Here is a 24,573-nt window from a genome sequence, read left to right on the forward strand (position 1 = left end):
AACCAAAGGAGCAATGATGAACGCACAAAATCAAAAAGCACAAGAAATATTGCCACAAAAGCCCAAAAAAGGAATCTTGCGCTTGCTTGAGCTAAGCGGGGAGAAAAAAACACTCCTCATCTTTTCAAGCCTGCTTTCCTCGCTTGCGGCGATTTGTCAGTTTGTGCCTTATTTTGCGGGGTATTATATCGTGCAAGAATTTATCCTAAATGCCTACGATTTGGGCAATGTCGATAAAGAAATCGTCTTTTGGTGTGCGTTTATCGCCATTGCTAGCGTGCTTGTAGCGATGCTACTAAATGGCATAACATTCACACTTAGCCATTTTGGCGCGTATAGGATTTTATACAATCTGCGCTTGCGATTAGCGCGACATTTAGCGAGCCTCCCGCTAGGGTATTTCACGCACCACACAAAGGGGCAGATTCACAAAACCTTGCAAGAAAATGTCGAAAAAATCGAAAACTTTGTCGCACACAAAATTCCAGAATTTATCCAATCAGTTATAGGTGCGAGTGCGCTATTTGTGATTTTTTTGATGAGTGATTGGAGGCTAGGGCTTGTGTGCGTGGCGACTTATATCGTGGCGATATGTGTGCAGTTTAGCACCTATGGCAAGACCAAAGAGGAGATGAAGCACTGCTTAGAGCAGTATTTTGACAAACTAGAATCCATAAACGCCTCAAGTATTGAGTTTGTCAAAGGCATAAGTGTGGTAAAAATGTTTGGCAAAAGCATTAGCTCTTTCCAAGATTTTGCCAAAAGCATAGAGCAGTATCATCACTTCACGCTAGGCTTCACTTACAAGTGTATGCGCCCTTTTGGGATTTTTAGCACACTTGTAAATGGCTTTATTTTATTTACCCTGCCATTTTGTGCCTACTTCATCACGCGCGATACATTCAATCTCTATGACATTTTGCTTTGCGTGTTTTTTATTTTGCTTAGCAATGGACTGATTGCGCCGTTTTTAAGGCTATTTAACCTAAGTGGCGAGCTAATGCAAATAAGCGAGAGCGTGGAGCGCATAGACAAAATCTTTGGCCAAAAGCCCCTGCCACAAAGCCAAAATCCCAAAAAGCCAACGCGCTTTGACATAGCGTTTGAGAGCGTGGATTTTGCCTATACAGATTCTAGTGGCAAGCCCTATGCCAAAAACGCGCTAAAAGGCGTTAGCTTCACACTCAAAGAGGGCGAGTCCCTTGCCATAGTAGGCAAAAGCGGTGCGGGGAAATCTAGTGTATTACACTTGCTTGCGAGATTTTATGATACAAATAATGGACATATATGCATCGGTGGAATCGACATAAAAGACATAGCCGAGCGCGATTTAATGCAATCTATGAGCTTTGTTTTTCAAGAGAATTTTATGTTTTTGGACTCATTGCGCGAGAATATAAAAGCGGGCAAAGAAGCCAGCGATGAGGAAGTGCTAAATGCTGCTAGTCTAGCGCAATGCAAAGAAGTCATCGATAAATACGGGCTTGAGTGTGTCATAGGCAAAGAGGGAATGAATTTGAGCGGTGGGGAAGCACAAAGAATAAACCTCGCCCGCGCTATCCTAAAAAACGCGCCAATACTTTTGCTAGATGAGGTCAATTCCGCACTAGATAGCACCAATGAAGCAAAGCTCAATGAAGCTTTGTCCCACCTAGCCAAAGGCAAAACGCTCATAATGGTCGCCCACAAGCTAAACTCCGCGCTAAAGTGCGACAAAATCGCGCTAATGCAAGATGGGCAAATCATCGCTTTTGGCACGCACAAAGAGCTACTAGCAACAAGTGCGGAGTATAAGGAGCTGTGGAATCTCTACAACGACACACAAAAGTGGAGTATCAATAATTAGATTTTGGAGGTGGTGGCTTTGGGGATTTTGGTGGATTTTGGGCTTTTAGATTTTCAAAGCACGAGAATTTTTCAGAATTTAAATTTTAAAGGTGTGTAAAAAATGTATGAAACGCGCATAAAGCGCAAAAAATAAACCAAAAAGGAGCAAATACAATGTTGCAAATGCTAAAAATCATCACCCTAAATGATATGCCTAGATTTTATAAATCGCTTTTTTGGACAAGCATAGCAGAGATAGCAAAATTTAGCACGATTTTTGTGGTGATTTATTTTGTCGCTAGGGTTTTGGGTCCGTTTTTTGAGGGCTCGCTTTTTTACTTTGGTGGGGTGGAGGCGAGCTTTAGCGAGCTATTGCTTATTTGCGCAGTGGGATTTTTGCTAATGATAGCGGGCTATTATCTCTCTATCCCTGCGTATAGGGCAAACTTTGAGAGCACTTACAAAGCAAGCGCAAAAGGGCGCATAGAGCTAGCCGAGCATATCCGCAAACTGCCTCTAGGGTTTTTAGAGAGTGCAAATCCTTCAAGGCTAAGCCACTGCATTATGAAAGATTTTGCAAGTATCGAGCAGGCAAATAGCCACCTTGTCCCGCAAGTCTTTGGGAGCTTTGTGGTGAGCGTGGTGGTATTTGTAGGGCTAGCGATTTATCATTTTCAAATGGCGTTGGCGTTTTTTGCGTGCGTGCCTTTGGCGGTGGTTATTTTATGGGCTACAAGGAGGCTTAGCGATTATCTAAGCGCAAGGCATATCGATGCGGTTTTGGACGCTTCAAATCACATAAACGAATACATTGATGGAATCACTACGATAAAAGCGCATAGCCTAAGTGGCGAGAAATTCAAACGACTAGAGAGGAGCTTTGAAAACCTGCGCAAAGAAAGCATAAAAATCGAAGTGGGGCTAATGCCTTTTGCACTTGCTGTGGTGTCGTGTATGGGTGCTGGAATCGGGCTTATGATAGGCTTTGGCAGGGAGTTTTTGCTACGCGGAGAACTCTCTGTGATTGAGTATTTGGGCTTTATTTTGGTGGGCTCTAAGGCGTTTGTCCCGCTAATGACTTTTGCGATAAATTTCATTGAGCTACGCTACTTCGTAAAATCTGGGCAAAATATCCTAGCCCTAAGGGCGCAAAAAGAAGTGAGCGGAAGCGATAGGCAAATCCCGCAGGGAAATGACATAGTCATAGAAAATCTGTGCTTTAGCTATGGCGCGAGGGGTAAAAGCAAAGGCGGGGATTTCGAGAATGTGCAAGGAAATGGCAAAGATAAGGGGGTAATTAAGCAAGACTTAGATAGGCAAGACTTCGCACTGCGAGATATAAACCTCCTAATCCCGCACAAAAGCAGTCTAGCAATCGTAGGCGAATCTGGCTCGGGCAAAAGCACGCTAGTCAAGCTCATTGCTAGATTTTATGAGCCAAGTAGCGGGGCAATCAAAATCGGCAACGCAAATGAAAAAGCTAGCCTAAAAAATATCGCTTGGCTAGAAATCGAAAGCCTTATGGGTAAGTTTTCTATGGTGTTTCAAAACCCTTATCTTTTCGGTGGGAGCCTGAAGTCAAATGTCGCCTTTGGCAAAGAAGACGCAAGCGATGAGGAGATAAGAGAGGCACTAAAATCTGCCAACGCGCTAGAGTTTGTAAATGCGCTACCCTATGGCATAGACACAAAGGTGAGTGAGAGCGGGGCAAGCCTAAGCGGTGGGGAAAAGCAGCGAATCTCAATCGCTCGGTGCAACCTCAAAAACTCGCCTATAATCTTGCTAGATGAAATCACTTCAAGCCTTGATGTGTATAATGAGTTTGCGATGCAGCGCGCGCTAAACCGCCTAGCAAAAGACAAAACAGTCATCATAATCGCCCACAAACTAAAAAGCGTGATGAACTGCGACAAAATCGTGTTTTTAAAAAACGGCAAAATCGTAGAGAGTGGCACGCACAAGCAGCTACTCGCACTAAAGGGCGAGTATGCCAAAATGTGGAGCGCACAAAATCTGGGGTAGTGGCTAAGGTGGCTAGATTTTGGGGATTTGATTTTGTGGATTGCATAGATTGTGTGGGGTTTGGGAAGCAAAGATTTTTGTAGAAAGATTTTGTTAGCGAAAGTTTTAGTTAGCAAAAAGGTTTTATCAAAATAAGGCGATAAGCGAACACTATGTCTAGAAATCTAGTTTGGATTTAGCGGGCTTGCTTGAAGTAGTGTGTGAAGATGTGCTAGGGTTTGCTTTTTTAGCGAGGGGTTGCGTAGGAGCTGTGATAGAGAGTAGGTGGCTATTGCCTTTTTGTCTAGCAAATCTAGTGCTACGCCTTTGTGGCTAAAGTCTAGTCCTAGCACACTCTCACACACCACTTCGCCAAAAAGCACTACGGCTTTTGCTGGGCTTTTTGATAGCTGGGATATGAGGTAGGGTTTGCACGCTTCGCGCTCTTGCTGGGTGGATTCTCTAGTGGCGCATTTTAGCAGGGATAGCACGCTAAATTTATTGGTTTTAAACACATTTTGGGCGATGTTTTGGAGCATTTGTGCTCCTTTGGAGTCGAAAAGAAATGGCGAAAAGTTCGCGGAGTGGGCGGAGGGACTTTGCGGATTTGATTTTGGTGGCTTTGCCATATCGCCCATAGCAAATTCGCTTACAAACACCACCACACTATCGCTTCGCACATAGTCAAGTTTGGGTGTGTCTAGCTTGCTTCTAGCGCAGATGCGACAGCTTTTGATTTGGGCAGCTAGGCTTGATTCTAGGGATTTGCTTGGGGCGACTTGGGGAGCGCACTGGGCTATGTAGTCTACTCCAAATGACTTTGCTAGATATAGTTCATATAGCTTATAGATTTCAGCGGTTTTTGGATTTTGCGCTGGATTTTTGGTGGCTTGGGGTGTCATTTAGAGATTCCCTAGATGCTCGATTAGTAGCAATGGAGTGAGTGCGTAGGGGTTTTTCTCTCTATGAGAAGCAAGCGCGTGGGCTAAAGAAGCGTTTATCGTGCAATCTAGTGGGGATTTTTTTGGGGTGGCTTTGGCTACTGATTGGGCTAGATAGGCAGCGATGACACCGCATAGCACATCGCCACTTCCGCCTTTGGCTAGGGCTTGGCTACCAAGTGGGTTTATGTATAGCTTGCCATTTTGAGCGATTATGGAGTTTGCTCCCTTTAGTAGTAAAGTGGCTTTGGGATAAGTTTGGCTAAATTTTAGGGCGAGAGAGAATCGGTTTTGTAGCACCAAATCAATCTCTTGGCTTGCTTGCCCATCATTTGTTTGGCTAGAATCCTCCAAAATCGAGCAGATTTTGGCTAGAGAAGCAAACTCTTTTGGGTGGGGAGTAAGCACGATTTTGCCTTGTACTACTTCATCGCTTAGCAGTTCTGCTACAAACTCCGCATAGCACATATCCGCATCAAGCACGACAAAATCCAAGCTAGAATCTGCTAGAGCGGATTTTAGCGCGGTTTTAAGGCTTTTATCTATTGAGCTAAGCCCTAGCCCCATTCCTACCACAAGGACATTTGCCCCCTTTGGTAAGCACTGCTCTAGCATTATCTCTGGATTTGTGGCGATGAGGGCAAAATCACTAGATTTGCTTTGGCTAGATTCTCTTTGAGTAGAATCGCTAAAATCTTTTGCCCCCGCTGCCCCCCCGTCTAAATCTTTGCCAAAATCTTTTATCAGGCTTACTTTGCCCGCTCCCATACGCAGGGCAGATTTTGCTGCTAGCACACTAGCACCTAGCTTTTCTCCGCAGATAAAAGCGACATACCCGAAGTCGCCTTTGTGGCAGGATTTTTCTCTCCTTTGTGGCAGGACTAAGTCGCTTTCCTCTAGCAAAAAAAACGGGCTTTGCACTTCATAGTCTTGCGAGCTAATGCCTAAATCCCCTACGATGACTTCGCCTACGAAATCTTTTGCATTATCGCTAAAAAGCCCTATCTTTAGCGCACCCATACAAAGTGTATAATCCGCCCTAAACGCTTCTTTCACTCGCGTATCAAAGCCGTTGCTTATATCTAGTCCGCTTGGAATATCACACGCGATTTTTACCCTAGCACAAGAGTTCATCTGCCCTAGCAGTGTGATAAACTCACTCCCTAGCTCGCCACTAAAGCCACTCCCAAAAAGACAATCCACCACCACATCACAAGGCAAAATCTTTTTTGTCCACTCTACGCCACACACTTGCGCCCTTTGGGCTTGGAGCTTGCATAGAGTGGATTTTGGCTCTTTTGCTTCATATACACGCACGAGATAATCCCCTCTAATCTTTCTAGCAAGTGCGTAGCCATCACCTCCATTATCCCCGCTACCGCAGACTATGGTTATCACGCTTTTTTTGTGCGTAATCCTAGATATGAGCGAAGCAAGCGCGTTTGCGGCGTTTTCCATCAAAATCTCTTCGCTTAAAAGAAATTTGCTAATCGCGCGTTTATCGAGATTTGCACTGCTTTGGTAGAGTTTTTTCATTTCGGCTTCTTAAGGTTCTATGTTTTGATTTTGTGGGGTTTGTGGCTTTTGTGATTATTTTCGCAGATTTTGCAAAGCTAAAGTCTATCCACTTATTTGCCACACTTATTTTTTACTCGCCATTTTTGACAAAGTCTATGACATTCTTTATGCTTAAAGCCACTAGCTCTTTTAGAGAATCGCCATACGCCCACGCGATATGTGGCGTGATAAGCAATCTATGAGATAGCTCCCCGCCACTTATAAGTGCGGAATCCAAAAACGGGTGATTCTCCCTCATAGGCTCGCTCTCTAGCACATCTGTGCCGTAGTAAAAATCCGCGCCATTTTTTAGGGCTTTTGCCACTGCTTCTTCGCTGACTATGCCACCGCGTCCTAGATTTAGCAATATCGCACCACTCTTTAGTAATGATAGCTTGCTAGAATCTATGAGGTTTTTTGTCGCAGGGTTTAGCGGGGCGTGGATAGAGATGATGTCGCATTCTCTTAGTAGCTCATCTAGCTTTACGCGCTTAGCGTTTGGGTTGTCGTTTTTGCCACTTGTGGAGGTGTAGCACACTTGCGCGTCAAAGGCTTTGACTAAGTGGGCTACTCTCTGCCCTATGCTACCAAAGCCTATGATTCCCCACCTTTTCCCTGCTAGTCCAGCCCTGCCTATGCCTAGATGAGTGAAAATATCGCTTTTGCACCACGCACCAGATTTGACATAGCTATCATAGTAGTGGATTTGGCTTAGGAAATCTAGTGCTAGAGTAAGTGTGTGCTGTGCGACACTTAGCGTGGAGTAGCCCGCGACATTTTTTACCTTTATCCCGCGCAAGGTGGCATAGTCTATGTCGATGATATTTGTGCCTGTGGCGGTTACGCAGATGAGTTTGAGATTTGGCAGAGATTCTAAGATAGGCTTATCTAGGACTACTTTATTTGTAAGGATAATATCTGCTTGCTTTGCTCGTTCATAAGTCTGCTGATATGTGGTGGTGGGGTATTCTATATAGTTGCCATAGGATTTTAGCTCGCTCAAATCCGCGCCACCTAAGGTTTTGGCATCAAGGTTTATTATGGTTAGATTTTGCATTGTTGCTCCTTTTGCTGTGGGGTTTGTCGCTGTATTGTCGCTGTGCGCTGATTTGGCAAGGCGTTTGGTTAGAGATTTTAGCTTAAGGCGATGATTTGCTGATATATTATTAGTAGTTATTTAAGTGGATTTTATATATTTTGGGTTTTGCGTGGCTTGAAATCTCACTTTAAAAATATCGCTATATTAAAGTGTTGCAAGGGTATTTTATAGAAAAATTAACAAAATATGTGTTTTTTGCGCAAATATTTTGCAAATTTCTTTGTCAATTAACTTTTTTTATGTTATAACTTCAGTTCAATTTCACTTTTTGAGGAGAATCCTATGAAAAAATTGGCTCTTTTTGCTTTCGTAGCAGCTCTAGGCGTATTGTTTGTTGGTTGTGGAGATGACAAACCAAAACAAGAAGCTACTTCCACAGAAGCTCCAGCAACTGAAGCTACACCAGCTCCAGAAGCTAGCACAGAAGCTCCAGCAACTGAAGCTACACCAGCTCCAGAAGCTAGCACAGAAGCTCCAGCGGAAACTAAAACAGAAGAAGCTAAATAAGGCTTTTTTAGATTTTATTCCGTCTTGCCTAGCTTAGGGATTCTAAGCTAGGTTTTTTTATGCCCTTTTTTTAGGGGTTTTTACTTCTTTAGTTCTCTCTTGCTTTTTACTTCTTTTTTCTTTTCTTTATTTCTTTTATTGGATTTTTTAGTAGAGATTTCGCGTTTCCACGCTTGACAAAAAAAAAAAAACGGGCAAAATCACATAACAAAACTTCTAAATATAAGGATATGTGATGCGAACCTCTTTAACTCGCTCGTGGCAAATTTCCCAAGCACAAATCTCCCAAGATTCACAAACTCCCCAAGTATCTGCCAAAACCTCTAAAATGCTTAAAGCCTTGTGCTTAAGCGCATTTGTAGCGTGTGTGGCGCAGGCGCAAAATCTAGACGCAGAGATAGAGCGACTAGAGAAGCAAAAAAAGATTTTGGAGCTAAAAAGGCAAAATAATCAACTCCAAAAAGAGCTAGATAGGACAGGCACGCGAAGCAATCCCCAAAATAGCGCACCAAATAGCTATCCAAACAACTATCAAAACACACAAGGCAACTATCAGGGCAACTACCCAAATAACTACCCAAACCAAAAATCAAAGCAAAACTACCCGAAAGGAAATCAACCCCAATACTACGGTCCCCCTGCGCAAAATCAGCAGCAAAACAAAACAAGATACTACTATGAAGAAGAGGAAGATGATGAGGAAGTCATCTATACGAGCAAAAAAGACACAGATACGCAGTTTTATATCAGGCTTGAGGGCGGGGCTTATATCGGTTTGCATTTGTGGATAGTCCCACAAACTAGCCTTGAGCTAGGGTTTAAGTATGGCGATAGCACTAGGTTTTTCTTAGGAGCAAGCTATGCGTGGGCTAAGGGAAATCAATTTATCGTAGATGGATATTTGGGCTTGGGGTGGATTCCTCAACTTTTTGATAGCCCTGTGCGATATGTGCTAGACGCGTATATCGGCGGAAACTATGGGGAGTATGATTATGAATATGAAGTCGGCACTAAATCGTATGTGGGAAATACTTATTTAGGCTATGGCTACAAATATAAAGGCAGAACTTCGGGTGCAGGTTTTTTGGCAGGGATAAAGACAGGGCTAGCCTTTGATATAGGTAGGCATACTTGGCTTGAGTTTGGGACAAGAGTGGAAGCCTCCATAGGCTCGCTGTATAATCTTGTCGTTGTGCCTTATGGCAGCTTTAGTGTGCTTTTTTAGAGAATCCAAATGAAATATATCTATCATAATCTATGTAGATTTGTATACGCGGTTTGTTTATGTCTAGCGTGTGGTGTGGGGCTAAGCGGGTGTCTAGATGTCGTGCTACCAACCGTCATAAATGAAATAACGCCAGCAAACACAGGCAAGAGTATCTATACACCAAAGCAGAGTCAAAATCTAGGATTTACCACCTTGCAAGGAAGCTCACTAGGTAGCAATCCTATGCAGGACAAAAGCAAAATCTGCTTTGCTAGCTTTTGGGACAATACAAAGCTAGCATTCCCCGTGCACTTTGAGTATAATCCAAGCCTAAATAGCGAGGGCAAATATAGTCCTAGCGGGACAAAAGCGCAAGGTAGCTTTGGCGAGATGAGGGGCAAAGGCGGGTTTTGCGTAGAAGTGGCTGGGGACTATCCTCTAGCTATATTTTCACTTGGCAAATATCCAAGCTATATCGTGTTTGTCCCATCTTCTGGAGCGACTTACTGCATAAGGGGCGACATAATACTAGGAGGAGGAGCTGGGTCATCTCTAAGTTTGACAATGTCAAATCGCGCATATTGTGAGATGTTTTTCGCCACTATGAAAAAGAAAAAGAAGTAAAAAAGTAGGCTAGAAGCAGGGCATTTGTGAATTTTGCTGGTTGTATATTTTGGATAAAAAAGATTTTTGGGGCATTTTGGGGGAGTGCAAAAATCTAGTGTTTGAAGCATTGGGATTATTTTATGAAAATGCTTGGTTTATAGTAGGGACACTTATATCTTTGATTTTGATATGCCTTATCTCATTTGCTATAAACAAATTGATTGCTAGTTTTTTTGAAATTTTGATTAAGGTTTTGCTTGGCTTTGTTTGTTTATCGTGTTTCATTATCGCAGTTGCTTGCTTTGTAAATAAGTCTATTTGGGGAGGGGTAGGCTGGGCAGTAGCTTCTTTGCTACTATTTTTGTATTTGCTTGCGTGTGTAGGCTCTAGCGATTCTATCAAAAAATCTAGCGATAAATCCACCACACCATAAAGACAACTAAATGGTGTGGTATTTTATTGCGCCTCACTCGCTCAAAATCTCAATGCTTACAATACTATCCCCTTGCTTTAGTGAGTCAAGCGCGGCAAAGCTGTCTTTGTCCTGCTCCTCTATACTGCCAAACACCGTGTGCTCCCCGTCCAAATGAGGCAAATCCACAAAACACAAAAAAAACTGACTGCCTCCTGTGTCCCTCCCTGCGTGCGCCATAGAGAGTGCGCCCCTCTTGTGCTTGTGGGGATTGCTAGCTACTTCGCACGCGATAGCATAGCCCGGTCCGCCTGTGCCATCGCCTTTTGGGCAGCCACCTTGCGCGACAAATCCATCTATTACGCGATGAAATGTGAGATTGTCATAAAATCCGCTTTTTGCTAGAGTGGCGAAATTGCTAACTGCTTGTGGTGCAGCTTCGCCAAAAAATCGCACGATAATATCGCCCTTGCTTGTGGTGATTTTTGCCTTTGCATAAGAAGCTAGCTCCTCTTTGCTTGGGCTAAATGTCTTTAGCTCTTTCATTTGTATCCTTTTAAGTTTAGTTTCATAAAGAGTGCTTAAAGCAATGCGTATTTTACCGATTTTGCATTTACCACATTTTAATGCCTAGAAATTTATCTTGCTTTTTTGGCGTGAAATATTTTGGGCGTTAGTTGATTTATCTTTTTTGTGGGGGAATATTTGGAGTGGTAATCTTGGGGGTAAATGTGTGGAATCGGGGAAAAATCTATGCCAAAGGCTTATCAAAATGCGCGTTTATAAAATCTACAAAAATGCTATTATTTTTGGTGTTTTGTGCTTTTTTGGCGGATTTGTCGCGCTTGCAGAGGGGGCAGAGGAAGTAGGAGCAGCAGAGAATACAGAGACAGCAAATAGCGCAAAAAGCTCCCAAATCGCCAAGCAATTTGAAGCGATAAAAGAATCTAGCCAAGATTCTAATGATAGCTTGGCAAAAAGCAAAAATTCTACACAATCCACCGCACAAGCTATCGCCCAAACTCCACCAAAGCCCAAAATCCCTACAAAAATCCCCACTCACAAGCCAGAAGCACTAAACCTCCCCGCCCCAAAAAAAGGCTTGCAAGATTTGCTCGTTATGCAAACGAGCTTGCCACAGGATTTCCAAGAAGTGCAGAGAAGTTTCCCGTGGATTCGCTACATAGGACTTGCTATGGTAAGTTTTGATGATGGGAGCTACCGCAGTGGGTTTGGGCTACTACTACCTGATAAAATCTTTTTGACTTCTGCGGAGCTAGCGCACAACGCTTCTGCTTACCCAAAAGAAATGCTCCTAAAAATGCGCGATGATAGTGCGGGCAACCTCATCTGCATAGCACAGCTTCGGCTAAAAGCCCTTGATAAAGGGCGCGGGCTAGCACTATTTGAAGTGGAGGAATACACTGATGACTACTGCAATATCCGCGCTCAAAGCTACTACCACGCAAGGCTTATGAAAAACAATGCCTATGACATTAGCAAGCCTGCTGTGAGTGCGAGCGATTATTTCACAGTTACTACGACATTTAACAACCCCGATATAAGCGTGCTTCGCGTAGGCAGGGCAAACACCCAAAGTGTAGAGCTGCCTATACAAAACGACCAGCGCGTAATCTTTGGGCGTCCGTTTTTTAGCCGAAGTGGCGTGCTACTAGGTATGGCAAGTATGCAGGAAAATGCGTTTAAACCGATGATTATCAGCAATGCTAAGATAAAGGAGTTTATCTGCGCTATGCGCACAAGCGGTGTGGTGCTACCTGCAAGTGTCGGCAAAATCTGCGCTGGAGCGCAAAAATACGCCACAAACTCTATGAGTGGCTTTGGAGCGCAAAAAAGCTCTCAAAAGGACTCTATCAAAAACTTTGTGCCAAAGTCCAAAACAGATGTTCAGAAGTTTAAAGAGTATCTAGAGAGGCAAGATGCGTGCCTAAGTGATAAGGCTGCCAAAGAAGCAGGCTCGTATAAGAACGGCTCTTTTGTAAGCAAGAGTAGCGACTTCTACGAGTGCAAAATAGACTAGAAGCACAAAATAGACTAGCGTTTTGGTTGGGGGTTTTGCACATTTACAAGAAAAATTGCAGATAAATGTTTATGTGCAAAAATGCTTTAGTGCGTGGTTAGAAGCGAACTCATCAAATGTGGATTGCCATTAAACAACGCAATACTATCACTTGTAAGTCGCACTTCTAGTTCTGTAAGGCTACTAGATTCTATGGAAGAATCATATCTATCAGTAAGGTAGATAAACCGCTGATTGCTAGAGCCTACTAGATTGCGTGAGCTACTTTTTTGCTCTTGTATATATCGCCCATCGATTAGCACATCTAGGTAGGATAGTAGCTCTGCTCGCTCGCTTATATGAGAGTTTAGGATTTCTTTGTGTGTAAAACCACTAAAACAAATGATAGAAAGCCCCATTTGGCGTATACCTTTGGCTAGCTTTGATAAACCCTTTGCTTGCAAAAACGGCTCTCCACCTAGAAAGGTTACTCCCTCAATATTGTGCGCTTTTTTTGATTGTGCGATTAGCCCTAGTAGTTTTTGTGTGGACATAAGATTGCGCGGGATAAAGGGCTGTAAGGCTAGATTGCAGCAGTTTGGGCAGGCTAGATTGCAGCCTTGCACCCATATACAAAATCTCTTGCCTATGCCCTCTGCTTTTGTGCAAGGAATGAAGCGAGCGATATTTAGCAAATTTACTCCTTAATTGTGATTAAATCTAGACAAGCTAAAAATCTATGCTTTATACAAATTCTATTTTTAGTCCCTCATCGCCACTGCGAGAAATCTTTAGCACTTTGTTTGCATACTCATCACTTTCAAAAATCGCATTTGAAATAGGGTCGATGAGAGAATCTACCGCCGCGTTTAAAATCCCTCTCCCACCACTACTAGAGCCACCCTGCTTCAAAAAATCACTAATCATTGGATTTAGTGCGGAGTCTTGCAAATCTAGCGAAGTGATTTTATACTTGCTTTGTAGAAGTGCTTCTAGATTTGATAGTTTGGATTGTATGATTTCGCGCAAAATGTCTTGATTGTCGATGTGATTAAAGGCAGTGATATTGTTGCCAATGCGGTTTAGCAATTCTGGGCGATTGAGTTTATCCCTAAAGTGCTCTTGCACAGCTTGTATAAACTCTTTTTCGCTTCTAGCCGTGCTTGCACCGATATTTGAGGTAAAAATAATCACAGATTCTGTGAAGCTAACTGTCTCTCCTCTGCCATCGGTAAGTCGCCCATCCTCTAAAATCTGCAAAAATTTATCTAAGATTCTTGGGTGTGCTTTTTCGATTTCATCAAATAGTAGCACGCAAAATGGACGCTTTTTTAGGGCGTTTGTAAGCTGTCCACCCTCCTCATATCCTACATACCCGGGTGGAGCACCTACTAGCCTTTGGTCGCTGTGTTCGTGATTATACTCACTCATATCAAAGCGGATACACAAATCCTCATCGCCAAATAATGCTTGTGCCAAGGCTTTTGCTAATTCTGTTTTGCCAACTCCTGTGGGTCCTACAAAAAATAGCGCACCTTTTGGTGTTTTTCTAGCACTTGAGTGCTGAATCCCAGATAGTCCCGTATATGCGCGAAGCACCATTTGAGCGACTTTATCTACCGCGCTATCTTGTCCTTTTACGCGCTTTTTTAGCGTAGTTTTTAGCTCACGCACTGTGGCTTTGTTTAGCGATTCCCACGGGCTAGTTTTTGTGCCATATTTGTAGCGATAGATTAGGTCTTTGTGATTTATGTTCTCACCTTGTAGCGTGCAATATGCTAGCAAATCACGCAAATGCAAAATATCCCTAATGCTAAACCCCTCCAAATGGTCGATAAACTCCTCTTGTGCCGTAGAATCTTGTAGCAATTCTTGGCTAAAGTCAAAAGTAGTCATATTGATAAATGTTTCTCTTGTAGCTCTATCTGGCATAGGGATAGCAATATCCTTAATAGAAGCATTGTTTTGCGATAAAAGCAGGGGGATATGCGCTAGATTTTGCACGATTAGAATGATTAGTGGCTGTGGTTTGCCTCTATCGCTAGATTCTGCAAAGTGTGATTGGCTCACACACTCACGCAAAAACATCAAAGCCTTTTTGTCATTGTTATCAAGCTGCGTGGCATTTGGCATAGCAAATGAAGCATAGTTTGCAATAAATGCCACTCTTTTTTGCCCTACTTCCTCACTTTCATTTGCCTGCATAAATGCGGAGCGAATCATCGCAAAAAATTCTGTTGTATCCGTTTTTTGTGGTTGTTTTTGGCTAGATTCATCATCAAAATCGATTGGCACACCGCTACTTGGCTCTTTGTGCAAAGATGATATTTTTGTATTGTCTGCGCCATTTAGCCTATCCCAAAAGCATAGCTGTGTATACCCTACTTCGCGCAAAATCTCTTCAAGTCGCTTCTGCAAAAGGACAAAATCCTCTACGATTGGCGAGTAGAAATAATCCTCTACATTGCCGTGCAAAATCAACATTTTGTTGGCAAAAATTTGTGTGCGCAAAAACGCCACCCATTCGCCTTCTTTGTTTTGCTTATCTAAACTTACGCTAGCCATTGTGTCCTCCTGTATTGGTATGTGTGGGTGCTGGGATTGGTTTCGCGCTTTTTTTGATTCTATCTGGGTTGCCCTCTATTAGCTTTATATGGCTTGTGTCGATGCTATATATGGATTTTAGGATTTCTAGCACCTTAGAGCTTCCCTCAAAGCAAGAATCCCCCTCATACCCCTTAAACTCATAGCGCACACCCAAATCATTGATAGCAAAGCTCGCCCTCTCGCCACTGAAGTTTTTACCCTCGATTATAAAGGTATTTTGCTCTGGCTCAAACCTCGCTTTTGAATCCAGCCCTATGCTATCAAGTGCTTTTTTGATAGATTTTAGATTGTCATATCTTTGCTCCTCATCTTGGATATGGCTCATAAACTCTTCGCCAATGCCAAATATCTTATCTCTTAGCTCGCTAAAATTTGTGCTAGTCATATCTCGCTTTTTGATTGCTTGGCGCATAGATTGTATACTTGCACTTAGATTCTTAGCCAAGCAATCTTTGACTTCTTTGATAGTGAAGTCTTCTTTAAATGTGTTATCTCGCAGTGTTTCTAGGGCGTCTAGTTGCTCATTTAGCAAGCGATTCTCTGTGGCAAATGCTTCCTCCTTTTCAATGAGGGCTTGACTTTGAGATAAAATCTGTCGTTGTCTTTCTTGCAGTCGCAAAGCTGTGTTTAGATTTTGCTTTGCTTGGCTGTGTATGTTGTTGATTTTTTGCGTTTGCTCCTCTGCATATTGCTCTACATACCACGAGCCACGATAGATGTCTTCTTGTAATTGTGGCAGGGCAGAATCCAAATCAATGTCTTGCTTTAGCGTTTCTAGCTCATTTTGCAATGTGTCAAATTCACATTGCAAATCGCTATGCACACTAGCCTTTTTCTCTAGCGTGGCTAGTATGCGGCGGATTTTAGCTCTCATATCTATGATTTGCTTTGATTTTATGCGGTGGTTATCTAGCTGTGCTTGTGTGATATGGCTCATTTCTTTTTCCTTTTCTTTTGGAGTTGATTGACTTGAGGGTCATTGATGCCTGCGTAGAGTTTTTCTAGTTGCCCATTTGTGCCATTTGCCCTTGCACATAGATTGTTATCATTGCTCCTAATCCACACCTTTTTTACAAGCGATTTGCGCAAAGGGTCGCTTAAAAAATCTTTTGCGATTTCTATGAGGCTATCATCTGTGCCAAACCTATCGTAGTCAAAATCATCATATTTATCAAAGCTAGATTTGGCTAAAAAGCGGTTTACTTCGCGCACTTTTTGCGCCCTTTCATCATCGCCGTTTTTTAGCCCATCTAGTTCTTTTAGGACAGATTTTGGGACTATGTTATACAAATCGCGCATTTTGGATTCTAGGGATTTGCTAAAGTCAATAAGTGCGCTTGTATCCCATATAGCGATAGTTTTGGCATTATATTTTTTGAAGTAGTCAATATGCTCAAAAATACCCGCGCTAAATTCGCGTAGATTTTCTAAAATCTCTTTGGTGTGGTTTATATCGCACTCTTTTTGTAGCTTGTCGTGCACTTGAATCAACCCTTGTAATAGCTTAAGTTTGTCGCTTGGGTGGATTGCTTTTGATAATTGACCGTGTAAATCGATGATTTTATACGCATTGTGCGAGGTAAAGCTAGCAAACTCATTTGCGCTATCTATGCTTTGATTTGTTGCTAGTTTGTCAAACTCTCTAAATAGCTCTTGGGATAGAGTGCGATTGCTTAGGGCAATGTCTTGAGTGCTTTTATCAAGTAGCTTGTATTGACTAGCTCGCTTTATATCAGCTAGATTTTGTTTTGGCATATTTTTGATAAATACGGGTTTAATCCACTCATATATTGCCTCTAGTGAATCATCTTTTAGCGTGGCTAGCAAAGTATCGCTTAGAGTGCCTTTTGTAAGTGGGGGATTTTGGCAGTATTTCTCAAATAATTGCTTTGCTTCCTCGCCTTTGTGCTGTGATTTGTGAGTGGCGATAGTGTGCAATCTATCGATATACTCTCGCCCCTCCAAGCACTTGCCAAATAAAAACATTTTTAGATTTTTATTTGCAGGGATATTTTGCTCAAAATAGTGCGTGATGAAGCGCATAATAGAGGATTTTTGTAGTTTGTTTATCGCTGTTTGTATATCGTGTAGCTCTACTTGCTTTTTGTCGTGCTCGCTTTTATCGTGTGTCTGGAGTGCGATAGAGAGTGGTTTGGGGTTTGGCTCTGCGCCAAGTGCGTGCAAAGCTATGTAGCACTTAAGAGAAGTGATAATCTCACTAAAATCACGATATTTTTTATACTCGTTTTGTAGGTAGGATATGACTTGTTCTTTTACGCTAGTGATTTTTGAAGAATCATTTTTTGCTTCAATCACAGGGATTTGTAGCGTTTTGGTGCGCTGTTTGGACATTTTTAGCTTGACATTGTAGAGCGTATAAAGTGAATCTTTATCAATCCACTGCCCACATTCTAGTCCAAAATCATTAGGAATAACTATCTCATTATACTCCTCTTGCTCATCTGCTTTTTGTGCGGATTTGCCCAAATCATTCTCAAGCAAAATAAAAAGCGTGTTGTGATTTTGGTTGTGATTTTGCCGTATCGCTTCTATCGCATTTGCCCTGCCTATACATAGATTATCGCTTATTTGATACTCAAGTCTATATGTGGCATTGGTGGCTAGATGGGTTTGGTGCAAATCTAGCAGGGCAAAGTCCTCACTACCTGCTTGTGTGCTGATAAATACCTCATCTAGTAGTTTTTGAATCACGCGTGTATCATTTAGTCCATTTAGATAGTTTGCAAACTTTTTACTTGGAGAAGCAAACTCAATCACGCACTCGCTCATATCAATACGAATATGAAGTTTTGTATCTTTGCTAAGCTGCTCTTTCTCAATGTTCTCAATTTTTAGATTGAAGTGCTTTTCTAAGCCATTGGCGATAAAGTCTTTTAGCTTATCTTGGTTTATTTGGGAAAAGTCCGCATTAAGCTCATTTGGGCTACTTGCCCTTTCGGATTTGTGCATAGAAAATACATCATCAGCGAAGTAATCATAATAGATTGTTTTAGACTCTTTCTCTCTATCGCCTAGTATGTATCCACGGTCATAAAAATCACGCATTTCCTTGCTAATGCTTATATCCTTTAGTGGCGATTGCATAATAGACTTTTGCTCGCTAGAATCTGTGCTAGAAATAATATCCCTTGTGGTTAGATTTTCTTGTATCATCGAGTATAGCAGTGATTTTGGCAAGTGAAATGAAAAATCACGCGGGATAGATTCTATCATATCCTCTAAGCTAGAATCTCCACGCTTTTCCTTATAGTGCATAATCATACTTAGCACAAAAAACTCTATGTCATTCATCAGACGCTCTTGCTTGGAGTAAGAATAGCTTGTCTCTAGCTTAAAGTATGGTGTGGCGATGATAGTATGAAAAGGAGTCATTGTTAGCCTTTGTGTGGTTTATCTGTGCTTGCGTAATCACTAGATTTGTAATGAATAATGTCTTTTAGCTTTTTATTTACTACGAAGCATTTTTGGGATTGGCGCATTTTTTGGTAGCCTAGTTTGGTTTCCTTATCACCAAATGATAGTTGAACTCTATCAAATGCTTCATTGCACGCTATGACTATGAGTAGCTGCCTTGCGCGAGAAAAAGCCACATTTACACGGCGATAGTCTTTGATAAAGCGATTGTGGCTAATGCCTTTATCCGTGCGCACAAGGGATACGATGATGACATCTTTTTCTTTGCCCTGAAAGTCATCGACTGTGGATATATCTATGTCTAAATCCTTAGAATAGTCTTTATCCTTGCGGATATTTCTAAGCTCTCCTACTTGCGCACCATAAAAGCTAATCACTCCTATTTCTTTGCGCTTACTTTGGGCGAGATTGTGCTTAGTTTTGTGTGCTTTATACACACTAGCCATATCTTTGATGATTTTTCTTATGACTTCTACTTCTCGCATATTGCGCTTAGAGGTGCTGTGCTCTGGAGCGTCTTCACAGCTAGTGCTACTATCTATCCATAGTATATGTCTATGTTCTATGCCATATAGCTCTCCAAACTCGTGCGCTCTGGTTTCATCTGGATTTGGCAGTCCGCATTGTAGTCGCTTATCATTATAAAAATGGTTTATAAACTCCATAATGTGTGGATGCATACGAAACTGCGTAGTTAGTCGCGACTTGGCACTATCAGGGAAAATCTCAAAAAACTGCGTGAATTTAGAATACTCGATTAGATTTTTGTATCTATCAAACATTTCATCTGAAATATCAAGCATTTCTTTTATCTCTTCTCGTTGTATGCCCTCTTTAAATATCGGTGGGAGCTGGTGCTGGTCGCCTACTAGGATAAGCCTTTTTGCCCTCTGCATTGGCAGTAGCATTTCAATAGCGTTCATCTTGCTTACCTCATCGACAATGACGACATCAAATATGATTGGTGTTTCTTTCTCATCTTGCATTATGGAGAGTTTTCTGGGGTCGATATTGCAAGTAGCAGCATAGACATTTGCGCAAATCTTTATGCCCTCCATTACATTGGCATATCTAGTGCAGTTCTCACTAGCTTTGGCGCCTTGTTTTGATTGTAGTATTTCATTTGCGATTGCTTCTAGCTCTTGCTCGCTTATGTTTTGTTTGTTTTCTTTGGCAATATCAATATCACGCAAAATCTTTTTTAGCTCTTTTTCATTGGTAGTGGCATTTGTAGCAAATCCTTTTTGCATTTTTTCTAACATTTCTTTGGTAATGTCTAGCCCAAGTTTTTGGTTTAGCTTTTGGGCTATCGTTTGGAATGTGGATTCTTTGCTAGGCATCTCCAAAGAATCTAGCTTTTTATAGATAGCTAGCTTTTCTTGCAGGTGTTTGATATGTGCCTTTAGCTCACTATGTGTGTTTTGAGTCGTGTTTTGTGAGTGGGTATTTTTGTCAAAATCTAGCTTCTTTGCAATCTCTTCTAGAGTGGATTGTATAGAGTCTTTGCGCTTGGCTAGGGCATCTCGCTTTTGCATTTGCTCTTTTAGTTTATCTTGGATTTTATCTTGTAGCTTTTGTGCTTGCTCTTTTGTATTGACCGTGTTTGCATTTATGTGATTTTCTCTCATAAATTGTTTGATTATGTTGGGTGGAGTATCGCCTATGCAGCTTTGCATTAGCGTGTGAATCTCTTTGTTTCGCGCTTCTTCGCCTTTTTCCCATAGAGTTTGCCATTGCTGGTTTGGCTCATTTGGCTCATCACTACTTGCATACTTGCCAAGAAAGCTATATTTTTGCTGACTTTGCTCGCACAAAAACTTATGAAATCTCTCGCACTGCTCCTTTAGCATAGATTTTGAAATACTTCGCAATATAGAGAGATTGGCACTATTCAAATCTTTGCAAACGGTATCTATGTATGCAAAAAAGCTAGATTGTATGACTGTGTCTTGCTCTTGTCGCGCACTTGTGATGCTAGACTCTAGCTTGTGTAAGTCTTTATCTATGTGTATGAACTCATTATATGTGCTTATATACTTATCAATGTTCTTGCCATAAGTGTCGATAAACTCACGGATTTTGCCACGATATTGGTATATAAAGTAGTCTATCACTTGAGAATCATTGGCAAATAGCTTGTCTTGGATTTTGTCCTCACTACCGATACGCGTGGGGAAAATCCTCTCATCTTTTGGCAATCGCTCTAAGACATTATCTACTGCGAGATTTGACTGCGAGGTTAGCCAAATCTTTTTGCCTTGTGCGGTGTATTGGGCTATTAGCTCGGCTATGACGGTGGTTTTGCCTGTGCCGGGTGGTCCTTGGATTAGGTAGATGGGAGTAGGGCTAGATAGGGCTTTGGATATGGTTTCTTTTTGGTCGGGGGTTAGAGATTTGTTAAAATAATTTATAGAGCTGATATTGTGGGGGGGGGGGGGGCAAAACTTCGCTTTGTTTTTGAGCAGGGTCTATTGTCGCTTGGCTTGTGCTTGTCGCTATTTCTTTAGGAAAATAAGTCTCTGGGTTAAAAAATATGTCATTTAGTGGCAAGTCTTTGGAGTGATTGTCGCAGTTTTTTACCCACCTATCGATTTGGACTTTATCTCGTATGATATTTGTGCTTATTAGGACTTCTTCTAAGTTTTGCGCTTCTTTGTCTGTGAATATCTTAGAAGCACGCACAGTAAGAGAAGCTGATAGCACATCTGTGTAGTTTTCATCTTGCTTAAAATCACTTATATCAAGCACATCAAAAGCTCTAAGTCTTCTCTCTTGCTTTTCTAAGTCATCTTGGCTATATAGCACATATTCACCACCCTTGCCTTTTTTGGATTTTTTTATTTGGTTGGCGCAGTAGATGGCATTAGCTTTGCTATCTTTGTCGTTTGAGACATATATTTTGTAGCGATATGCCAAGACAGGCTTGATAGCTGATTTGGTAGCACCTTTGCTTGCAGATTTGCCATTTGGTGGATTTTCACTGATACTTTCTGCTTCATCTTCGTATTCTATATCATCACTCTCTACTTGGTATTCGTCTTTGTCCTCATACTCTACCTCTGCTTGTGGGATTCCTCTTTTTTGTGCTTGCTTTTGGACTATGTTGTAGAGATTTGCACGCACGAAGTTTTCTAAATAGTCTTTGTAGATAGCAAACTCTCTCTCATAAGGGTAGCTTAAGGCTTGCTTTACCTTATCATCATCTAGAATAAAAGGTTCTTCATTTTCACTAAAATCCCCATAGAAAAAGCTCGCTTCAATCTCTATATGTGGCACAGAGTCCAAGTCATCGATTTGTAAGTGCTTTGGCAGAGTTGCATTTATAGCGTTTATGGCGTCCTGCGTGTCGTGGTAAATGTTGTCATTTACCCAAAACCACCTATCATTTTGTTCATTATTTCGCTTAGGTTTATTTGCAGAGCACTGTATGAACTCATCTTCTTCGTTTCTAAAAAGATATGTGTTTGTATCGACTTTGTATAGTGTGTAGTTGAGGTAATAATCATCTCTAAAGATTCCCATCACTTCATCTTCATCACCAAGAAATGGTGTCTTTTGAGAATCAGAAAACGCTAATGAAATGGTAAATTCTGTGGCTTGTGGCAAGGCAGACTCCTTATGATTTGATATGGCGTTTAGACAATTTATGTTGGTGTAGCTTTGTGGTAGTGCAGAAGTATTTTACAAAAGTAGATAAAACCTTGACTTTTATTTTGCTAGAAAGTTTTGCTTAAGCGAGTGAAAATCTTGCGTAGAAAATCTTGCAGGGCTTGAAGTCCCAAAATCACGCAACTACCAGCAGTGCAAGACTTTGGGACATATCATCTACTATGCAAATCTAGCTAGAGGCTTTTGCTAAGGGCGCAAAAACGCCCAAAACAAAGCTAGAATCTAGCTAGCAGCTATAAGTAGTGATAAACTCAAATGGGTGAGGGCGTCCCTCCCAAGGCCAGATTTCGGTTTCAAACTTATATTGCTTGTAAGTTTGGATAAAGTCCTCGCTAAAGACTTTGCCCTGCTTTAGATACTCTTTGTCTTGGAGCATTTCCTCTATGGCGTGGCGAAGTGTGTGTGGAAGCTGCTTTATGCCTTTTGCACGGATTTCATCAAGCGTTAGCTCAAAGAGATTCATCTCCATTGGTTTGCCCGGGTCGATTTTGTTTGTGATTCCATCTAGTCCTGCCATAAGCAGTGCGGCAAACGCTAGGTAAGGATTGCTTGAGCTATCGGGGAATCGAAATTCCATTCGCTTTGCTTTCTCGCCACTATTGTATGGTATGCGGATACTTGCACTACGATTTTGTGCAGAGTAGGTAAGGATACTAGGGGCTTCAAATCCCGGGATAAGCCTTTTATACGAGTTTGTGCTAGCGTTGGTAAAGGCTGCTAGAGGGCGAGCGTGCTTTAACACGCCGCCTAAGAAGTGCAGTGCCATATCGCTAAGCCCCTCATAAGCATTCCCTGCAAAAAGATTTTTGCCACTTTTCCAGATGCTAATGTGTGTGTGCATACCGCTTCCGTTGTCGTTATACAGCGGCTTTGGCATAAATGTCGCGGTTTTGCCATTTAGGTGGGCTACCATTTTTACGACATATTTAAACTTTTGGATATTATCCGCCGCTTCTACAAGAGTGCCAAACTTCACGCCGATTTCGCCTTGTCCTTGAGCGACTTCGTGGTGGAGGACAAAAGTCTCTAGCCCTACTTGGTTTAGCACTTTTACCATTTCAGCGCGCAAATCCATCATCGTATCCACAGGTGGCACAGGGAAGTAGCCGCCCTTTGTGCCCGGGCGATGTCCTATATTTACGCCATCAAACTCTTTGTCGCGATTCCACTCGCCCTCTTCGGTGTCGATTTCATAGTATTGGCAGTTTACCGCACTTTTCATTTTGATAGAATCAAAGACAAAAAATTCATTCTCTGGTCCGAAATACGCGACATCGCCTATGCCACTAGAGCGCAGATATTCGCTCGCTCTTTTTGCGATAGAGCGGGGGCATTTCTCATAGGGCTCATCTTTGTAAATATCCCAAATATCACAAAACACCACCGCTGTGGTATCTGCGGTAAATGGGTCGATGAAGTATCGCACAGGGTCAGGGATAAGAATCATATCGGATTTGTTGATAGGCTGCCACGCAGGAAGTGAGCTACCATCAAATGGAATCCCCGCAAAGCTGTCCTCATTCACAGCATTTGCAGAAAATCCAAGATGATGCCACACACCTTTTATATCAGTGAAGCGAAAATCGATAAATTCTACCTCGTTTTCTTTGCAAAACGCAAAAAACTCCGCAACCGCCTTTTTGTCAATGGCTTTTTTGCTCATTAGTTCTCCTTTTTGGATTTGTTGGCAAGGGCGTAAGAAGTGGAAGTCTAAAAAAGGGGGTTGCTTTGCTAAGAGGAGAGAATCTGCATCGTGGCTAGTTGGCAAGTGTAAAGCTTACAAAACCAAAGCTTAAGAAACATCGATAAGAAGTAGCATTATGCAATCCCTTATTAGGCTTTACTTCTAGTAGCACAATGCAAGCGAATTTTAGCATTTTTTGATTATTTTTAAGAGAGATTTTGGGGGATTTTTGTGCGGATTTGTGTAGATTTGGAGTAGATTTTGCCAAGTGGATTTGGTAAGGTAAAGGGATTTTATACTTTTGTGATTTTTGTGGAGTTTGGCAATGTGGCTGTTTAGTAAAAACCACCACAAAGCTATGAACCATATCATTTGAAGCAATATTTTACAAAAACTCGCTTATTTTGCGCACGCCCAAAATGCACTCAAAATCTCTGTGGCAAGAGTTTTTGTGGATAGAATCTTTGCAAATATCCTTGATAGAATCGCTATGAGCGTTTTTGGCAAAATCGCTAATAGAATCTTTGTGAGAACATTTGATAGAAGCATTAGAGGCGTTTTTGGCGTAGTCTTTTTTGGCAAATATGTCTTTTATAGAAATGTCTAGCTTTTTTAGGCTTAAGTCTATTTTTGTGATAGTGGGATAGGAGGTTTTTAGCGAAGAGATAATCTCATCTAGGGCGTTTTCTAGCAAGCCGTATTTGCGCTGCTTTAGCATAGTGGCGATATGCTTTATTATCTCTACATAGTCCAAATACTCACTTAAGCACTCTTGTCCTGCCAAATCAGCAAATCCCTCCAATCCGCTATGCGAGCTTTCGCGCAAATCTTTTTTTGCACCCTCACTTTTGTCTTTCCTATCATTTTGCCTCTTATCACTTCTGCTCTCATAGTGTATGCTTGCATTTATTAGCACTCTTTGTGGTGTCTCTCTCTCACTAGGTAGCACCCCTATGATAGCCTCTATACAGAGATTTTCTATGAGAATCTCATAGCCCATA

General features: G+C 41.8%; 19 protein-coding genes. 7 read left to right on the forward strand and 12 right to left on the reverse strand.

Translation table 11 applies throughout. From position 1 onward, the window contains the following. Nucleotides 1-16 precede the first annotated feature (16 nt). Nucleotides 17-1,846, forward strand: coding sequence for an ABC transporter ATP-binding protein (locus tag CQA40_RS02570; protein WP_181882803.1), 1,830 nt, complete (start codon nucleotides 17-19; stop codon nucleotides 1,844-1,846). A gap of 155 nt (nucleotides 1,847-2,001) precedes the next feature. Beyond that, nucleotides 2,002-3,849, forward strand: a complete 1,848-nt coding sequence (locus CQA40_RS02575) for an ABC transporter ATP-binding protein (RefSeq protein ID WP_115519409.1) — start codon at nucleotides 2,002-2,004, stop codon at nucleotides 3,847-3,849. 164 nt (nucleotides 3,850-4,013) lie between these two features. On the opposite strand, the gene CQA40_RS02580 is transcribed toward CQA40_RS02575, so the two are convergent. The 3 genes from CQA40_RS02580 to CQA40_RS02590 form a co-directional block, all read right to left on the reverse strand. Beyond that, nucleotides 4,014-4,730: a uracil-DNA glycosylase family protein gene (locus CQA40_RS02580; RefSeq protein WP_115519410.1), complete on the reverse strand. Its 717-nt coding sequence runs from the start codon at nucleotides 4,728-4,730 to the stop codon at nucleotides 4,014-4,016. After that, nucleotides 4,731-6,305: an NAD(P)H-hydrate epimerase gene (locus CQA40_RS02585; RefSeq protein WP_115519411.1), complete on the reverse strand. Its 1,575-nt coding sequence runs from the start codon at nucleotides 6,303-6,305 to the stop codon at nucleotides 4,731-4,733. A 112-nt stretch (nucleotides 6,306-6,417) separates the two neighbouring features. Beyond that, the gene (locus CQA40_RS02590) at nucleotides 6,418-7,383 is read right to left on the reverse strand and encodes a D-2-hydroxyacid dehydrogenase (RefSeq protein ID WP_115519412.1); all 966 of its coding nucleotides are present in this window, start codon (nucleotides 7,381-7,383) and stop codon (nucleotides 6,418-6,420) included. A gap of 324 nt (nucleotides 7,384-7,707) precedes the next feature. On the opposite strand from CQA40_RS02590, the gene CQA40_RS02595 reads away from it, so the two are divergent. The 4 genes from CQA40_RS02595 to CQA40_RS02610 all read left to right on the forward strand — a co-directional run bounded on the left by CQA40_RS02595 (nucleotide 7,708) and on the right by CQA40_RS02610 (nucleotide 10,178). Further along, nucleotides 7,708-7,932, forward strand: a complete 225-nt coding sequence (locus tag CQA40_RS02595; RefSeq protein ID WP_115519413.1) for a hypothetical protein — start codon at nucleotides 7,708-7,710, stop codon at nucleotides 7,930-7,932. Nucleotides 7,933-8,167: 235 nt separating this feature from the next. After that, on the forward strand, nucleotides 8,168-9,157 hold the full coding sequence (locus CQA40_RS02600; protein WP_115519414.1) for a hypothetical protein: 990 nt from the start codon (nucleotides 8,168-8,170) through the stop codon (nucleotides 9,155-9,157). 9 nt (nucleotides 9,158-9,166) lie between these two features. Beyond that, complete coding sequence (locus CQA40_RS02605; RefSeq protein WP_147290145.1) at nucleotides 9,167-9,763, forward strand: hypothetical protein; 597 nt, start codon at nucleotides 9,167-9,169, stop codon at nucleotides 9,761-9,763. 97 nt (nucleotides 9,764-9,860) lie between these two features. Continuing rightward, nucleotides 9,861-10,178 (forward strand): hypothetical protein, encoded by a 318-nt coding sequence (locus tag CQA40_RS02610; protein WP_147290146.1) that lies wholly within the window; start codon nucleotides 9,861-9,863, stop codon nucleotides 10,176-10,178. 33 nt (nucleotides 10,179-10,211) lie between these two features. Here CQA40_RS02610 and CQA40_RS02615 read toward each other — a convergent pair whose 3' ends face one another. Then, nucleotides 10,212-10,703 carry a peptidylprolyl isomerase gene (locus CQA40_RS02615; protein WP_115519417.1) on the reverse strand — a complete coding sequence of 164 codons (492 nt, stop codon included), beginning with the start codon at nucleotides 10,701-10,703 and terminating at the stop codon, nucleotides 10,212-10,214. 226 nt (nucleotides 10,704-10,929) lie between these two features. Here CQA40_RS02615 and CQA40_RS02620 point away from each other — a divergent pair, with 226 nt between their 5' ends. Continuing rightward, nucleotides 10,930-12,198 (forward strand): hypothetical protein, encoded by a 1,269-nt coding sequence (locus tag CQA40_RS02620; RefSeq protein ID WP_115519418.1) that lies wholly within the window; start codon nucleotides 10,930-10,932, stop codon nucleotides 12,196-12,198. A gap of 86 nt (nucleotides 12,199-12,284) precedes the next feature. Here the strand turns inward: CQA40_RS02620 and CQA40_RS02625 are convergent, their stop codons facing one another. From CQA40_RS02625 to CQA40_RS02665, 8 genes are all read right to left on the reverse strand, one after another. Further along, the gene (locus CQA40_RS02625; RefSeq protein WP_115519419.1) at nucleotides 12,285-12,872 is read right to left on the reverse strand and encodes a 4Fe-4S single cluster domain-containing protein; all 588 of its coding nucleotides are present in this window, start codon (nucleotides 12,870-12,872) and stop codon (nucleotides 12,285-12,287) included. Nucleotides 12,873-12,921: 49 nt separating this feature from the next. Then, a complete protein-coding gene (locus CQA40_RS02630; RefSeq protein ID WP_115519420.1) occupies nucleotides 12,922-14,742 on the reverse strand; it encodes an AAA family ATPase in 1,821 nt (606 codons plus the stop codon). Continuing rightward, nucleotides 14,735-15,721, reverse strand: a complete 987-nt coding sequence (locus CQA40_RS02635; RefSeq protein WP_115519421.1) for a hypothetical protein — start codon at nucleotides 15,719-15,721, stop codon at nucleotides 14,735-14,737. Before CQA40_RS02635 ends, CQA40_RS02630 begins: the two co-directional genes overlap by 8 nt. After that, a complete protein-coding gene (locus CQA40_RS02640) occupies nucleotides 15,718-18,177 on the reverse strand; it encodes a PIN domain-containing protein (protein WP_115519422.1) in 2,460 nt (819 codons plus the stop codon). The genes CQA40_RS02635 and CQA40_RS02640 overlap by 4 nt, the downstream gene beginning before the upstream one ends. Nucleotides 18,178-18,179: 2 nt before the next feature. Next, entirely contained in the window at nucleotides 18,180-20,684 is a 2,505-nt protein-coding gene (locus CQA40_RS02645; protein ID WP_309544444.1) for an AAA domain-containing protein, read from the reverse strand. Then, nucleotides 20,617-21,825 (reverse strand): hypothetical protein, encoded by a 1,209-nt coding sequence (locus tag CQA40_RS02650; RefSeq protein ID WP_115519424.1) that lies wholly within the window; start codon nucleotides 21,823-21,825, stop codon nucleotides 20,617-20,619. Before CQA40_RS02650 ends, CQA40_RS02645 begins: the two co-directional genes overlap by 68 nt. 289 nt (nucleotides 21,826-22,114) lie before the next feature. Then, nucleotides 22,115-23,551: a type I glutamate--ammonia ligase gene (gene glnA / locus CQA40_RS02655; RefSeq protein ID WP_115519425.1), complete on the reverse strand. Its 1,437-nt coding sequence runs from the start codon at nucleotides 23,549-23,551 to the stop codon at nucleotides 22,115-22,117. Between the two features lie 406 nt (nucleotides 23,552-23,957). Beyond that, nucleotides 23,958-24,572, reverse strand: coding sequence for a dihydroneopterin aldolase (locus tag CQA40_RS02665; RefSeq protein WP_115519427.1), 615 nt, complete (start codon nucleotides 24,570-24,572; stop codon nucleotides 23,958-23,960). Between the last annotated feature and the right edge of the window lies 1 nt (nucleotide 24,573).

Origin of the sequence: Helicobacter sp. MIT 01-3238 (genome assembly GCF_003364135.1) — a bacterium.
Taxonomy (GTDB): domain Bacteria; phylum Campylobacterota; class Campylobacteria; order Campylobacterales; family Helicobacteraceae; genus Helicobacter_B.